Here is a 15,782-nt window from a genome sequence, read left to right on the forward strand (position 1 = left end):
CTACCTTCGGATCACGTTGATCAAGCCGTTGTTCACGGCGTTCTGCAAGCTGGGCGAGAGGGTCGTGCCCGGTCTGACGTACAGGTCGAACCGGTACCCGTTGGCCTGAGCATAGGCGACGTAGTCCTTGAGCTGGTTGGTGTAGCCCAGGTTCTTGACGTTCTTGGCCTCGCTGAGGACCTTCGTCGCCGCGTTGAGCCCGTCGGGGAAGCGGCGGGCCGCCGTGCCGGTCAGCGAAGGGATGGCCTGGCGCGGGCCGCTGAGCCCGAGCGCCTGCTCGAACGCCTTGCCCGCCGCGGCGTTGGCCCGGATGCCGTTCTGGGCGCCGTTCGCCGCGGTGCCCGCCCGGCCGAGCAGCTTGCCCAGCGCCCCGGACAGCCCCGCCCCGAGCCCGCCGCGCAGCAGCGCGCCCAGCCCGCCGAACGCGCAGCCCGCGGCCGCCGCCCCGGCCACCTGGCCCCAGTCGACCTTGCGGCCGGACAACCGCTGGCCCGCGTAGTCGAGCGCGCCACCGGCCAGGCAGCCGAGCAGCACCGGGTTCTCCCCCGAGGGGTCGGAGTAGTTCGCCGGGGAGTTGGCCGCGTAGGTGAACAGGTTCGGGCCGCCGGACATGCCGGTCGGGTCCTCGGAGGTGAACCGCTGCGCGGCCGGGCTGTAGTAGCGGCCCCGGTAGTGCAGCAGCCCGGTGCCGTCGTCCTGCCTGCCGGTGTAGGACAGGTCCGAGCCGCGCGGGTCGCCGGTGGTGGCGGGGACGCCGAACGGGTCGTAGGACTGCGACGCGGCGATGGTGCCGTCCGCGCGGCCGAGCCCGATCACCGAGCCCTGGGCGTCGGTGAGGACGGTGTCGGTGACGCCTGCCTTCGTCCGCGCCGCCCACTGGTCGGTGCCGACGCTGAGCAGCGACGCCGTGAGGGTGCCCGCGCCGTCCTGCTCGGCGATGGCGTTGGAGCCGTCCAGGACGAACTTCGTCGTGGTGGCCCCGACCGTGCGGCTGGTGCGGTCGCCGAGGGCGTCGTAGGTGTAGCTCGCGGACAGGCCCGCCTTGCTGGTGGCGGTGAGCCTGCCCCGGGCGTTCCAGGTGTAGGCGGTGGTGCCGTCGTTGAGCAGGTTGCCGTCGTCGTCGTAGGTCAGGGTCGTCGACCCGGCCGTGACCAGGCGGTTCGCGTCGTCGTACACCAGGCCGGAGCGGGCGGCGGGGAGCCGCACCGCGGCCAGGCTGCCGCCCACCGACGACACCCGCCCGCCCGCGTCGTAGGCGTAGGTCAGCTCGCCCTTGGCGGTGCCGCCCTGGGCGTAGGCGATGCGGGTCAGCTGGTTGGCCGCGTCGTAGGTGCGGGTCTGGGTCCACCCGCCGGGCAGGCTGATCGTGGTCGGCCTGCCCCCGGCGTCGCGGGTGATGGCCACGGCGTCGGAGCCGCGGGCCACCCCGGTGAGGGCACCGGCGTTGTCGTAGGAGTAGGTGGTCGCGGCCACCCCGGGCGCGGTGGTGCCGGTCTGCCGGTCGACCGCGTCGTAGGTGTAGCCCACGGTGCCGGTGGGCCGGGTCTCGGTGACCACCCGGTCGCGGCTGTCGTAGGTGAACGACACCGAGCCGCCCGCGGAGTCGGTCAGCGCGGTGAGCCGGTCGGTGCTGTCGTAGGTGTAGGTCACCTGCGACTGCTGGGCGGTGGTGCTGGTGACCCCGAACCGCACCTTGGTGGGCAGGCCGAGGGTGTTGTAGGTGTACTCGGTGCGCTTGCCCGCCTCCGACACCGTGGCCGTGGTGCGCCCGGCGGCGTCGTAGGTGGTGGTGGCGGTCTTGCCGCGCGGGTCGGTGGTGGACACCGGCAGGTCGGCGCCGTTGTAGGCGTAGGTGGTGACCTTGCCGCGCGGGTCGGTGACCGAGGTCAGGTTCCCGTTGGCGTCGTAGCCGAGCTGCTGGGTGCCGCCGAGCGGGTCGGTGGTGCTGACCGGGAGGTTCTGCGCGTTGTACTTGGTCAGCGTCACCGCCCCGGCCGGGTCGGTGGTCGCCACCGGCCTGCCCGCCGCGTCGAAGAACGTGCGCGACACCCGGCCCAGCGGGTCCTTCACCGAGACCGGCGCGCCCGCCTCGTAGGTGTAGGTGGTGACCCCGCCGGAGGCCGACGTCGCCGTGGCGACCTGCCCGGTGCTGGTGCGGGTGAAGGTGGCCTTGCGGCCCGCGCCGTCGGTGGAGGTGAGCAGGTTGCCCTTGGCGTCGTAGGTGTTGGTCGTGGTCTTGCCCGCCGCGTCGGTGACGACGAGCGGCTGGTCGAACGGGCCGTAGGTGGTCTGCGCCGCGGTGTAGGCGCCCGCCGTGCCCGCCAGCTCGGTGACCGCGGTGGGCCTGCCGGAGGCGTCGTAGGTGTACTCGGTGCGCCGCCCGTACGGGTCGACCTCGGCGTCGATGCGGTTGTCCTGCCCGCGCACGTAGGTGGTCGTCCTGGCCAGGCTGGTGCCGAACGCCTCGGTGTCGGTGGCCACCATCCGGTTCGCGTCGAAGGTCACCCGCCGCACCGACCCGCTGGGCTGGGTCACCCGCGTCTCGGTGATGTTCCCCGCCGCGTCGAGGGTGTAGGCGAACTGGTAGCTGCCGCCGTCGGCGAGGTTCTGCCGCTGCACCCGGCCGTTGGCGTCGTAGACGACGTCGAGGTAGGCCACCCCGCGCGCGTCGGTGATGCGGGTGATCCGGTTGGCGGTGTCGTAGGTGTAGGTGGAGGTCTTGCCCGCCACGTCGGTGACCGTGGCCAGGCGCCCGGCGGTGTCGTAGGTGTAGGACACCGCGCGGCCGATGTTGTCCGTCGCCTTGACCACCCGCGCGGAGGCGTCGTACTCCAGGGCGATCCAGCGGCCGTTGGGCGAGACGATCTGGGTGACCTCGCCGTTGGACCCGCCCGAGCGCACGAACGTCACCTGGTTGCCGTTGCGGTCCTGCATGGCGCGGGCGCGGGAGTACCAGGGGAAGAAGAACTTCGTGCCGTCCCGCAGCGACAGCACCCAGTCGCCGTTGACCTGGGCGATCGTCGAGCCGGTGTAGCGGCCCGGGGAGCCGACGGCGCCGAAGACGGCGTCGCCGTACCCGGTGCCCGGGGAGGTGCGCACGTAGTGGGCGCGCCCGCCGCCGGGGCTGTAGAGGTCGACCTCCTGGTACTGGTTCTCCGAGGCCAGGAACAGGTTGAAGTCCGAGCCGGAGTTGAGGCCGAACTCGCGGTTGTGGTTGTCGCCCTGCCAGTACTCGCGGGTCAGCGAGATCGGCACGGTGTCGTCCACGCCGAGGTCGGTGTGGGCGTCGGTGAGCAGGCCGGTGGACAGGTCCACCGGGTCGCCGGAGAGCTTGTCCAGCAGGTCCTGCCACCACGGCTTGTCCGGCTTGGGGTTGCCGCCGGTGTTGAACATCGCGCCGTCGAGGGTCCACAGCTTCGTGGCCTCGTCGGGCACGACCCTGCTGGCGTCGGCGTTGACCTTGCCGTGGCCGTAGACGTACCACTGCTTGTCGACCGGGTCGTAGTTCCAGAAGTCGACGGTCGTGCCCGCGGGCAGCTTGGTGTAGTTGGGGTACACCACGCTCGCGCCCTGCGGGAAGATCGTCGCCCCGCCCGGCTGCACGGTGAAGTACGTCGGCACGATCCCGTTGCGCGGCAGCGGGTACGGCGGCCGGTCCAGCGGGATGGCGGTGATCCCCAGTTCGGTGACGACCTTGCCGTCGAGGTCGCGCACCACGGTGCCCGCCGGGATGCGCACCTCCAGGCCCGGGATGGCCGGGGTGGACAGCACGGTGTCACCCGTGGTCGGCGCGGCGAGCTTCACCGTGTGCGCCATGTCCAGCTTGGGCAACCACACCGTCGCGTCGAGCGGGGTCGTCTGCCCCGCCACCACGCGGGCGTGGATGCGGAACGTGCCGTAGCGGGTCTTGCCGGTGTCTGCGGCGTACCCGTCCACCACGATCGTCGTGGCGTTGGCGCGGACGCCCGCGAGCAGGAACCGGCCCTGCGCGTCGGTGGTGGTGCGCACCTGGTCGACGCGCACCGGGATGCCCAGCAGGGGCTTGCCGTCCAGGCCGAGGACGTGCCCGCTGATCGCGGTGACGCCCTGGGGCGCGGACAGGTCCCGCACCGGCGCCTGCGCGCCGCGCCGGGTGAGCCAGTCGGCGCCGGAGAGGTTGCCCGCGTCCGGGGTCCAGGCCGGGCTCAGCCGGTCGTCGGGCACCAGGGTGGCGGCGTTGGGCGAGCCGAGGTCGGCGACGCGCTGGGTGCTGTCGTCCGCGCGCGGCTTCTCGGCCGGGCGCTGCACGACCACGCGGGGCTCGCGGTCGGCCTTCGCGGGCGCGCTCTGCTGCTGCTGCGCGCCGGGCTCGGCCTTCGGCGCCGCCTGGGTGCGCTCGGGCTGGGTGGTGGCGCGGTCGGCGGAAGCCGGGGCTGCGGCGAGGCCCGCGGGCTGGGTGATGGTGAAGGTCGAGCCGCCGACGAGGGTGCCGTTGGGCGACATGTACAGCTTGTAGGAGCCCGCGGCGGGCAGGGTGATGTCCAGCGACTCGTTCGGCCAGCGCGCGCCGCCGACGCGGGTGCCCGCGGAGTCCTGCACCCACCAGTTCATCGCGCAGCAGCCGAAGGCGGCCGAGGTCGCCGAGGACTGCACGATGAGCCGCTGCCCGGACGACCCGGTGAACGTGGCGAAGGCGTTGCGGCCCGGGTTGCTGACGCTGAGGGTCTTGGCGGTGCCGGTGGTGATGGCGCCCGCGTCGAGGTCGGCGGGGACGTCGTAGACCTTGAACGTGCCGGAGCCGGTGCTCGCCCCGCCCGGGTCCATCCACACCTTGTAGGTGCCGGTCTGCGGCAGCTCCAGGGTGTCGATGAGCTCGTTGGGCCAGCGGTTGCCGCCGACGTGGGTGGTGCCGTCGGGGGCCAGCAGCCACCAGGTCATGCCGCAGCAGCCGAAGGCGGGGCTGGTGCCGCTGGACTCGACGATCACGCGCTGGCCCGCGGTGCCGGGGAAGCTCGCGAACGCGGCCTGGCCCGGGGTGGTGCTGGTGAGCACCTTGGCCGTGCCGTCGAGCGCCTGCGCGCCCGCGTCGGCGTCGGCGGGCACCGTCCACGCCTTGAACGTCGTGGCGCCGGTGTTCGCGCCGCTCAGCCCGAAGTGGATCTTGTAGGTACCGGTCTGCGGCAGCGTCGTGGTGTCGACGATGTCATTGATCCACTTGTCCGCGAGCCGCGTGCCGTCCGGCGCGAACAGCTGCCAGGACGCACCGCAGCAGCCCAGGTTGGCGGAGCTGTCGGTGGACTGGAGGAACACGCGCTGGCCGGTGGTGCCCGCGAAGGTGACGTAGCCGTCCTGGCCGATGTTGGCGACGGTCACGGTCTTGGCGGTGCCGTCCAGGGGGAGGGTGCCCGCGTTGAGGTCGGCGGGGACGGTCCAGGCCTTGAACGTCGTGGAACCGAGGTTGGTGCCGCTCAGCCCGAAGTGGATCTTGTACGTACCGGTCTGCGGCAGCGTCGTGGTGTCGACGATGTCATTGATCCACTTGTCCGCGAGCCGCGTCCCGTCCGGCGCGAACACCTGCCAGGAGGCGCCGCAGCAGCCGAGGTTCGACGAGCTGTCGGTGGACTGGAGGAACACGCGCTGGCCCGCGGTGCCGGAGAAGGTCACGTCGGCGTCCTGGCCGACGTTGGTGATCGTGACGACCTTGGCGGTGCCGTCCAGCGGGAGGGTGCCCGCGTTCAGGTCGGCGGGGACGGTCCACGCCTTGAACGTCGTGGAACCGAGGTTCGTGCCGCTCAGCCCGAACCAGACCTTGTACGTGCCCGTCTGCGGCAGCGTCGTCGTGTCGACGATGTCATTGATCCACTTGTCCGCCAACCGCGTGCCGTCCGGCGCGAACACCTGCCAGGAAGCACCGCAGCAGCCCAGGTTGCCGGAACTCTCGGTGGACTGGAGCAGCACCCGCTGACCCGCGGTGCCGGAGAAGGTGACGAACGCGTCCTGACCGGTGTTGGAGACCGTGACGACCTTGGCCGACCCGTCCAGCGGCAGCGTGCCCGCGTTCAGGTCGGCGGGGACGGTCCAGCCCTTGAAGGTCGTGGAGCCGAGGTTGGTGCCGCTCAGCCCGAACCAGATCTTGTAGGTACCGGTCTGCGGCAGCGTCGTCGTGTCGACGATGTCGTTGATCCACTTGTCCGCGAGCCGCGTGCCGTCCGGGGCGAACAGCTGCCACGACGCGCCGCAGCACCCGAGGTTGCCGGAACTGGCCGTCGACTGGAGCAGCACCCGCTGACCCGCGGTGCCGGAGAAGGTGGCGAACGCGTCCTGACCGGTGTTGGAGACCGTGACGACCTTGGCCGACCCGTCCAGGGGGAGGGTGCCCGCGTCGAGGTCGGCGGGCACCGTCCACGCCTTGAGCACGACCGACCCGACCAGGGTCGACGACGGGTCGACCACGATCCGGTACGTGCCCGCCTGCGGCAGGGTGGTGGTGTCGAGGGTGTCGTTCGGGTACTTGGTGCTGCCCACCCGCGTGCCGTCCGGCGCCACCAGCCACCAGTACATCCCGCAGCACCCGAACTGCGACGACGCCTCACTCGACTGGATGATCACCCGCTGGTTCACCGCACCGGTGAACGTCGTGTAGGCGTTGCGCCCCGGGTTGGTGAGCGAGACGGTCTTGGCCGTGCCGTCGAGCGGCTGCGCGCCCGCGTTGAGGTCGGCGGGCACCGTCCACGCGCTGAACGTCACCGAGCCGGTGTTGCCGGACCCGGGGTCCATGTAGACCTTGTAGGTGCCCGCCTGGGTGAGCGTGGTCGTGTCGAGGGTGTCGTTCGGGTACTTGGTGCTCCCCACCCGCGTGCCGTCCGGCGCCACCAACCACCAGTACATCCCGCAGCACCCGAACTGCGACGACGCCCCGCTCGACTGGATGATCACCCGCTGGTTCACCGCACCGGTGAACGTCGTGTAGGCGTTCTGCCCGGGGTTGGCGACGGTGACGACCTTGGCGGTACCGGTCAGCGACTGCGCCCCGGCGTTGACGTCGGCGGGCACCTTGTGCACGGTGACGTTCGTGGTGCCCGCGGCCCCGGTGCCGTTGTAGAGCAGCAGCGACCGCAGCCCCGCGCCGCTCACCGGCCCGGTCTCGATCCACCCGTCGGTACCGACGCACCCGGAGCCACCGGTCTGCTGGTTGCGCTCGTTGTACATCCGCGAGTCCAGCCCGCAGGACCCGAACGTCCCCCCGCTCAGGGACACCGCGAACCGCTCACCATCGGCAGCGGAGAAGTACCGCATCACCCACTTGCCCGCCGCCACCGGCACCGAGGTCGCCGTCCCGACCGTGATGGCGCTCGCGGTGTCGATCGACGCCGCGTCGATGCCCGGGGGCGGCACCACGAGCACCGCCGAGCTCGTCGCCGACCCCGCCGGGGTGCTGAGCTGCACGGTCCCGGTACCCGCGTTCGGCGGCAACTTCACCGCCAAGCTGTTGCCCGACCGGGACGTCACCGCCGCCAACACCCCGTTGACCCGCACCAGGTTGTTCGCGAACTCCGGGTCGGTGTTGGTCGCCGTGACCGTGATGGTCGCCCCCGCGGCCGCCACCTTCGGCGTGAAGTCGCTGATCGCGGGCTTGTCGTTGCGCACCACCGTCAACACCGGCCCGGTCGCCGTCCCGGCCCCGCTGGTGATGGTCACCGCCCCGGTCGTGGCCGACGTCGGCACGGTGAACGTCACCCGGTCAGCCGCGGCCGTCTTGACCGTCGCCCCGACCCCGTTGACCTTGACGGTGTTGCCCGCCACCGTGGTCGCGAACCCCTTGCCCGCCAGCGCCACCGTGTCCCCCGGCCGCGCCACGCCCGGCACCACCGACAGCACCACCACCGCGGGCGTCCCCACCCGCTCCACCGCCAACGGGTTCCCCGCGGCGTCGTACGAGTACTTGGCCACCGACCCGTCGGCGGCCACCGCCCCCACCAACCGCCCCGCGGCATCGTGGGCGTAGCTCATCGCCCCCGGCACCGGGTCGACCTGCTGCTGGGCCCGAACCACCCCACCACCGACCCGAGACCCCCCGGGCACCGCGTCCGCCACGCTGACGGTGGCCCCGACCACCGCCACGACAGCCAGCCCCACCGAGAACAACCGTCGTCGCTGTCGCACAGGACTCTCCTCAAGCGGCGTAGCGGACACCGCCCACGCCATCGACCCCCGAACCCCCCGCGTAACACCAAACCGGAATGTTCGGACAACTGCCGCAGCCCACCCCCGCAACCGGCTCACCCACCCCACCCCGAAAGGCCCTATCTCCCGCTCATCGAGACACCCACCCCCTCCTTCCCCCTCCCTCTCCCCTCCCTCTCCTTCTCTCCCCTCCCCCCACCCCCGACCCTCCCCCCACCCCCACGACGCCGAAGGCGAGCCCCCTGGTCCCTAAAGCCGTCGTTCGGCCAACGCACCCGCTCCCCGCAACCCACCGCGCCCAGCCCCACCAACCCCCCGGCACACCCAACACCGCTCAACTGACCAACCAGTCACGGCGTTGCTCAGACCCCCCGGCCTGACCCAGTCCCGGCCGCTCGTAACTCGGTGGAGGCGGTGTCCAGGGTGGGCGAAGCCCATCGCGAAGCGACGCCGAAGGCGCCCTTGACTCCGCCTCCACCGAGTTACACACTCGCGGCCCCCGAGGACAGGCCCCCACGCGAGCGGCCCCTCAAGCGAGCCCACGAAGACACACCCACACGCGCCCGATGTGCGCGAATGCGCCACTTCTGTCGCCCCCCACCCGTATCTTGGCCACGTCGTCCACCCCCGGACGGCGGTCGGTGCGGCAGGAGCACGTCATGTCGGATCCTTTGGCCAACGTCCAGCGCCTGGTGGACGAGTGGGAGCGGGACGCGGTGGAGAAGGCCGCGCGCTACGAGGCGATGCGGCAGGAGGTGGAGCGCATCTCGCTGACCGGGTCGGCCGCGGAGGGGGCGGTGCGGGTGACCGTGGGGTCGAACGGCATCCCGAGCGGGGTGGAGATGACCGACCGGGTGTCGCGGATGCAGCCGCAGGAGATCGCCGCGGCGGTGCTGGCGGCGATGCGGGACGCGCAGTCGCGGTACCCGGCGGAGCTGGCGCGGGTGGTCGGGGAGACGGTCGGGGACACCGAGGCCGGGCGCCACATCGTGGCGACGGCGGAGCGCAACTTCCCGCCGCCGGAGGACCCGGGTGGGGAACTGGGCGGCGCTGGGCCGCGTCCACGACGGGACGGGCCGGACGACGACGGCGACTTCAGCGATCGGAGCTTCATGCGATGACCGCCCCCGACGGCTACGGCGTCCTCACCGGGGAGTTGGACGCCCTCGCGGGCCGGGTCGACGGCCTGGCCGACCGGCTGCGCACGGCCACCGACGCCGCCCGGTCGGTGGCCATGAACGACAGCGCCTACGGCGTGGTGTGCCAGCCGTTCGCCGCGCTGCTGCAACCGTTCGAGCAGCTGGGCGTGGACGCGCTCGCCCAGGCGGGCGAGACGGTCACCGAGCACGCGGCGAAGGTGCGCGGCGCGGCGCGGGCCTACGACGCCAACGAGGTGTCCGAGGCGAGCCGGTTCGACGGGATGGTCCGATGACGAACCCGCTGGTGGCCGCCCCGAAGTCCGACACCACCGCCGTGACCGGCATCGGCATCGCCGAGGCGTGCACCGACCTGGCCTCGGGCATCAGCAGCGGCGACTGGGTCGAGGCGGGCATCGGCGCGGTCGGCGTGGGCCTGGAAGTGCTGTCCATGGTGATCGACCCGGTCGGCACCGTGGCCTCCTACGGGGTGTCCTGGCTGATCGAGCACGTGCAGCCGCTCAAGGACGCCCTGGACTGGTTCGCGGGCGACCCGCCGGTCATCCGCTCGTTCTCCGAGACCTGGGCCAACATCGCCGCCGAGGTCGGCGGGGTGGCGGGCGACCTCGGCGGCGAGGGCGGCGGCGGTGCCCAGCAGTGGCGCGGGGAGGCCGCCGACGCCTTCCGCCGCGGCAGCGCCGAGGCCGCCGACGCGATCTCCGGGGCGGGCGCGCTGGCCGACGGCGTCTCCGCCGGTGTGATGATCATGGGCGAGGTCGTCGCCGCGGTCCGCGAGCTGATCAGGGACCTGGTCGCCGAGGTGGTCGGCAAGCTCATCACCTGGGCGCTGGAGGCGGTGGCCACCCTGGGCCTGGCCACCCCGGTGATCGTCGCGCAGGCCTCGGCCACCGTCGCCAGGGTCACCAACCGGATCGCGGACCTGGTGCGCAAGCTGGTCAAGACGATCGGCAACGTCACGCCGCGGCTGCGCAAGGTCGTCGACAAGCTCGGCGAGATCATGGAGAAGCTGCGCGGCCTGGCCCGCCGCGCCGACGCCCCCGGCGGCACCACCCCGTCGAGCGCCGCCCCCAGCGCCCCGCACGCCGACGCCCCCACCGTGCGCGGCGGCGACGCCCCCACCAGCCCGTCCGGCGCGGGTCCGGACGCCGTCACCCCCTCGGGCAGCACGTCGCCGTCCGGGTCGAGCAGCCCCGGCAGCTCCCCGGACACCAGCCCGAACCGCCCCGCCGACCCGAACGACACCCGCACCCCCGAACCGGACCGGGTGTGCGAGAACGACCCCATCGACGTCATCACCGGCGAGATGGTGCTCGCCCAGACCGACGTCGACCTGCCGGGCGTGCTGCCGCTGGTGCTCAACCGCACGCACGTGTCCTCCTACCGCGCGGGCCGGGTGTTCGGGCCGTCCTGGGCGTCCACGCTGGACCAGCGGCTGGAGTTCGACGCCCGCGGCGTGCTGCTGCTGGCCGACGACGGCGTGGTGCTGGTGTACCCGTCGCCGCCCGTCGAGGGGTCGGTGCTGCCCGAGGTGGGCCCGCGCTGGCCGCTGTCGCGCACCGCGGACGGGTACGCCGTGCGCCTGCGCGGGTCGGGCCGCACCCTGCGCTTCGCGCCATCGGGCCTGCTCAGCGCCCTGGTCGACGACAACGGCAACCGGGTGGAGTTCGACCGCGACGCGGCGGGCACGCCCACCGCGGTGCGGCACAGCGGCGGCTACCACGTCGAGGTGCGCAGCGACCGCGGCCGGGTCACCGCGCTGCGGCTGCGCGGCGCCGACGCCACCATCGCCCGTTTCGGCTACGACGGCGACCGGCTCACCGAGGTGCACAACTCCTCGGGCAGGCCGATGCGCTTCGCCTACGACCACGCGGGCCGGATCACCCAGTGGACCGACCGCAACGGCGAGTGGTACCGCTACCGCTACGACGCCGAGGGCCGCTGCGTCGGCAACGAGGGCTCCGGCGGCTTCCTCGACGGCACCTTCACCTACGACGGCGACCGCACCACCTTCACCGACGCGCTCGGCGCCACCACCACCTACACCCACGACGCGCGCCGCCGCCTGGTCTCGCGCACCGACCCCCTCGGCGGCACCGTGCGCCAGGAGTGGGACGAGCAGGACCGGCTGGTGGCCCGCACCGACGAGCTCGGCGGGGTCACCCGGTTCGAGTACGGCGAGTCCGGCGACCTGGTGGCCACCACCCGCCCGGACGGCGCCCGCGCGCTGGCCGAGCACGACGCCGAGGGCCGGGTCACCGCGTTCGTCGCCCCGGACGGCGGGGTGTGGCGGCAGCGCTTCGACGAGCGCGGCAACCTCGTCGCCGCCACCGACCCGGCGGGCGCGGTCACCTCCTACGGCTATGACGAGCGCGGCCACCGCCGCTCGGTGGTCGACGCGCTCGGCGGGGTGCGCCGGATCGAGACCGACGGGGCGGGCCTGCCCGTCGCGGTCACCGACCCGACCGGCGCCACCACCCGCTACCTGCGCGACCCGTTCGGCCGGGCCGCGGCGGTGGTCGACCCGGTGGGCGGGCGCACCGAGTACACCTGGACGGTCGAGGGCAGCCCGCTCACCCGCACCCGCCCGGACGGCGGCACCGAGCGCTGGGGCTACGACGCCGAGGGCAACGAGGTCGAGCACGTCGACGCCGCGGGCCGCACCCGCCGGGTCAGCAGCACGCACTTCAACCTGCCCGCCGCCGAGGTGCGCCCGGACGGCACCACCGTGCGCTTCGGCTACGACCGCGCCCTGCGGCTGACCTCGGTCACCAACGGCGAGGGCCTGGTCTGGCACTACGAGTACGACGCCGCGGGCAGGCTGGTGCGCGAGGTCGACTTCAACGGCAGGGTGCTGGCCTACCGGCACGACGCCGCGGGCAGGCTCGTCGAGCGGGTCAACGGCGCCGGGCAGGTCACCACCTTCACCCGCGACGCGCTGGGCAACGTCGTCGAGCGGCGCAGCGGCGACGCGGTCACCACCTACGAGCACGACGAGCTGGGCAGGCTCACCCGGGCCCGCAACGGCGACGCCGAGCTGGTCATGACGCACGACGCGCTGGGCCGGGTGCTCACCGAGACCGTCAACGGCCGCACCGTGACCTCCGCCTACGACCCGCTCGGCCGCCGGGTGCTGCGCCGCACGCCCACCGGCGCGCAGGCGTCGTGGTCCTACGACGCCGCGGGGCGCCCGGTGGCGCTGGGCACCGGGGGCCGGTCGGTGGAGTTCGCCTACGACCCGGCGGGTCAGGAGGTGAGCCGGTCGGTGGGCGCCGTGCAGCTCACCCAGGCCTGGGACGCCAACCACCGGCTCGTCGCCAGGACCACCCGGGTCGGCGGGCGGGAGCTGCGCCGCAGGCAGTTCGCCTACCTGCCCGACGACACCCTCGCCGCCGTCCGCGACACCGCGGGCCCGTCCCGCGACTACCAGGTCGACCCGATGGGCCGGGTCACCGCCGTCGACGGCCCCGGCTGGCAGGAGCGCTACGCCTACGACGCGGCGGGCAACGTCGTCACCGGGGACTCGTCCTACACCGGCACCCTGGTGCGCACCGCGGGCGACGCCCGCTACGAGCACGACGGGCAGGGCCGGGTGGTGCTGCGGCAGCGCAAGCGGCTGTCCCGCAAGCCCGACACCTGGCACTACCAGTGGGACGCCGACGACCGGCTGGTGGGCGTGCGCACCCCGGACGGCACCCGCTGGTCGTACCTGCACGACCCGCTGGGCCGCCGGATCGCCAAGCTGCGGTGGGGCCCCGACAGCACCGGCGGCCCCGACAGCTCCGATAGCACCGGCAGCACCGGCAGCACCGTCGTCGAGCGCACCGACTTCACCTGGGACGGGTCGGTGCTCGCCGAGCAGGTGCACTCCGGTGGCCGCGCGACCACCTGGGAGTTCGAGCAGGACAGCTTCCGCCCGATCACCCAGCTCGACCGCGCCGACACCGGGCAGGGCTGGGTCGACCAGCGGTTCTACGCGATCGTCACCGACCTGGTGGGCACCCCGACCGAGCTGCTCGACGACACCGGCGCGCAGGCGTGGCGGGCGGAGTCGACGCTGTGGGGCGTGCCCGCGGCCCGGTCGGGCACCGCCGACACCCCGCTGCGCTTCCCCGGCCAGTACCACGACGCCGAGACCGGGCTGCACTACAACTACCTGCGCTACTACGACCCGCTGGCCGCCCGCTACACCAGCCCGGACCCGCTGGGCCTGTTCGGCGGCCCGTCCCCGCACGGCTACGTGCACAACCCGACCGGCTGGACCGACGCGCTCGGCCTCACCGAGACCTCCGACATCGAGTTCCTGGACCCGAACACCATCAACTTCTCCCAGCGCACCATCACAGCCAACGAGTACGCCGAGGCCATGCGCAACGGCGACTGGCGCTGGGACGAGTCCCCGGTGCGGGTCATGGAGGTCGACGGGCAGCTGGTCAGCTACGACAACCGCAGGCTCGACGCGGCCCGCGAGGCCGGGGTGCCGGTGGGGGTGCAGCGGGTCGACCCCAACGCCCCGCACCCGGACTCCACCACCGGCAAGACCTGGGCGGACAAGTTCCGCGAGCGCTTCAACGACCCCCGCAACCGGCTCAACGGCGAACCGGTGCCCAACACCGGGCTCAACGACAGACCCACGTCCCTGCCCCCCGGGTGCGGCGGCGGCAGGCGGAGGCGGCGGTGACCTCGATGACCCCGATGACCCCGGTGACCCCGATCCAGCGGCTGTGGGCCGAGGGCAGGCTGCCCATCGAGGACGGCGTCTTCTTCGCCGACGGCCGCTCCTACGCCGCCGACGTGGTCGACGGCGGCCTGGCGGTGGTCGAGGAGCTCGACCTCGCGCAGGTGCTGGCCGAGGACCCGGACTGGGTCACCGCCGTCGACGTCCAGCGCGAGGTCCCGATCCCCGGCGGCCTCGTGGTCGGCGGCGAGGGCGCGCACGGCTCCGAGGGCTTCTTCGCCCGCCTCACGGCGGACCGGTCGCTGGTGTGGGTCTGCTACTTCGCCGAGCACAACCCGTTCCTGGACCTGGTGGTCGACGGCCCCGACCTGGTCGCCACCTCCACCTCGGGGGTCGTGGTGCGCGTCGCCCTCGACGCCCCGGTGAGCGGCACCGCCGCGTAGGGGTCGGCCTGCGGGTTCCCCTGGCCGCAGGCGCGTCACGGCTGAACCCGCGCGGGGCTTCCGGCGGGCGACGCGTGGCTCGGCCGCGGCGGTTCGGTCGTGGGTCGGAGTGGACGACGGCGGTCAGGTGCGGGCGTGCCAGGCTTCGTGGGCCGCGCGGGCGTCGTGGGTCTGGGGGTGGTCGGGGCCCAGCAGGCGCTCGGTGTCGTCGGCCAGGTCCGCGAACGCCTTGGCCGCGGCCGCCGCGTCGCCGGTGGCGCCGCGGGCCAGGGCGAGGTCGCCGCGGGTCCGCAGGGTCCGGGGGTGGTCCGCGCCCAGGACGCGGGTGTGGGCGGCGAGCAGGGTCTCGTAGGTGCGGGTCGCCCCGGGGTCGTGGGCGCGCAGTTGCCAGAAGCCGAGCTTGGCGAGGGTGTCGAGGGTGTGGGGGTGCTCGGGGCCGCTGAGGCGGGTGCGGTCGTCGAGGAGCGCCGCGAGGGCGCTGACGGCCTCGACCGGGGTGGTGAGGCCGCGCTGGTGGGCCAGTTGGGCGCGGGTCTCCAGGGTGTCCGGGTGGTCGGGGCCCGCCGTGGCGGTGTGGTGGGCCACCAGGGACTCCAGGATGGCGGTGGCCTGGGCGTGGTGGCCCGCCGCGCCCGCCGCCGCGGCGAGGTTGGCCTGGGTGACCAGCGTGCGCGGGTGCTGGGGGCCCAGGACCTCCACGCAGTCGGTGACCAGCGCGGAGTAGGCCGCCAGCGCCGCGTCCGTCTCGCCCGCCGCGGTGAGCCAGCGCGCGAGGTTGTTCCGGGTGCCCAGGACCGCCGGGTGGTCCCGGGCCAGCAACCGCAGGGAGTCCTCCAGCAGGGCGCCGGTCAGCGCGGCCGCCCCCGCCGGGTCGCCCGCCTCCCCCGTCCACGTGGCGACGTTGCTGCGCGCGGCGAGGGTGTGGGCGTGCTCGGGGCCCAGCAGGCGGGTGCAGGTGGCCAGCAGGTCCTCGAACGCCAGCAGCGCGCCCGCGGCGTCCCCGGCCTCGCCGCGCCAGTACCCCAGGTTGCCCAGCGTGGCGACGGTGGTGGGGTGGTCGGGGCCGAGCGCCCGCGCGCAGTCGGCGGCCAACCGCTCGAACTCCCCGCGCGCACCGGGGACGTCACCGGTGTTGCCGCGCCACCGGGCGGCCTCGCCCCGGGTCTGGAGCGCGTCCGGGTGCTCGGCGCCCAGGTCGCGCGCGCACTCGTCGGCCAGCAGCCGGTACGCCCGCGCCGCCTCGGCGTGCCTGCCGGTGGCGCCCAGCACCGAGGCCGCCGCCAACCGGGCCGTGAACTCCGCTTCGGTCGTCATCCCCACCAGGATGCCCGGCCACCGCAGGTG

General features: G+C 73.6%; 6 protein-coding genes. 4 read left to right on the forward strand and 2 right to left on the reverse strand.

The genetic code is table 11. The features are described from left to right. Window positions 1–8,142, reverse strand: a complete 8,142-nt coding sequence (locus BJP25_RS14870) for an RHS repeat-associated core domain-containing protein (protein WP_158075651.1) — start codon at window positions 8,140–8,142, stop codon at window positions 1–3. Between the two features lie 680 nt (window positions 8,143–8,822). Here BJP25_RS14870 and BJP25_RS14875 point away from each other — a divergent pair. Genes BJP25_RS14875 through BJP25_RS14890 form a run of 4 tightly spaced genes read left to right on the forward strand, consistent with a single transcriptional unit; the run spans window position 8,823 to window position 14,438 of the window. Further along, window positions 8,823–9,284, forward strand: a complete 462-nt coding sequence (locus BJP25_RS14875; protein ID WP_075975520.1) for a YbaB/EbfC family nucleoid-associated protein — start codon at window positions 8,823–8,825, stop codon at window positions 9,282–9,284. After that, window positions 9,281–9,595, forward strand: a complete 315-nt coding sequence (locus tag BJP25_RS14880) for a type VII secretion target (RefSeq protein WP_075975521.1) — start codon at window positions 9,281–9,283, stop codon at window positions 9,593–9,595. Before BJP25_RS14875 ends, BJP25_RS14880 begins: the two co-directional genes overlap by 4 nt. After that, window positions 9,592–13,998 (forward strand): DUF6531 domain-containing protein, encoded by a 4,407-nt coding sequence (locus tag BJP25_RS14885; RefSeq protein WP_075975522.1) that lies wholly within the window; start codon window positions 9,592–9,594, stop codon window positions 13,996–13,998. Before BJP25_RS14880 ends, BJP25_RS14885 begins: the two co-directional genes overlap by 4 nt. Continuing rightward, window positions 13,995–14,438, forward strand: a complete 444-nt coding sequence (locus tag BJP25_RS14890; RefSeq protein ID WP_158075652.1) for a hypothetical protein — start codon at window positions 13,995–13,997, stop codon at window positions 14,436–14,438. The genes BJP25_RS14885 and BJP25_RS14890 overlap by 4 nt, the downstream gene beginning before the upstream one ends. 123 nt (window positions 14,439–14,561) lie before the next feature. Here the strand turns inward: BJP25_RS14890 and BJP25_RS14895 are convergent, their stop codons facing one another. After that, window positions 14,562–15,752: a tetratricopeptide repeat protein gene (locus BJP25_RS14895; protein ID WP_075975523.1), complete on the reverse strand. Its 1,191-nt coding sequence runs from the start codon at window positions 15,750–15,752 to the stop codon at window positions 14,562–14,564. Window positions 15,753–15,782: the final 30 nt, after the last annotated feature.

The sequence above is a fragment of the Actinokineospora bangkokensis genome (assembly GCF_001940455.1).
Classification (GTDB): domain Bacteria; phylum Actinomycetota; class Actinomycetes; order Mycobacteriales; family Pseudonocardiaceae; genus Actinokineospora; species Actinokineospora bangkokensis.

Bases quoted from the DNA above. Each gene is read 5' to 3' on its own strand.
- BJP25_RS14895 (WP_075975523.1), bottom strand. From the start codon at position 15,752: ATGACGACCGAAGCGGAGTTCACGGCCCGGTTGGCGGCGGCCTCGGTG.
- BJP25_RS14875 (WP_075975520.1), top strand. From the start codon at position 8,823: ATGTCGGATCCTTTGGCCAACGTCCAGCGCCTGGTGGACGAGTGGGAG.
- BJP25_RS14885 (WP_075975522.1), top strand. From the start codon at position 9,592: ATGACGAACCCGCTGGTGGCCGCCCCGAAGTCCGACACCACCGCCGTG.
- BJP25_RS14880 (WP_075975521.1), top strand. From the start codon at position 9,281: ATGACCGCCCCCGACGGCTACGGCGTCCTCACCGGGGAGTTGGACGCC.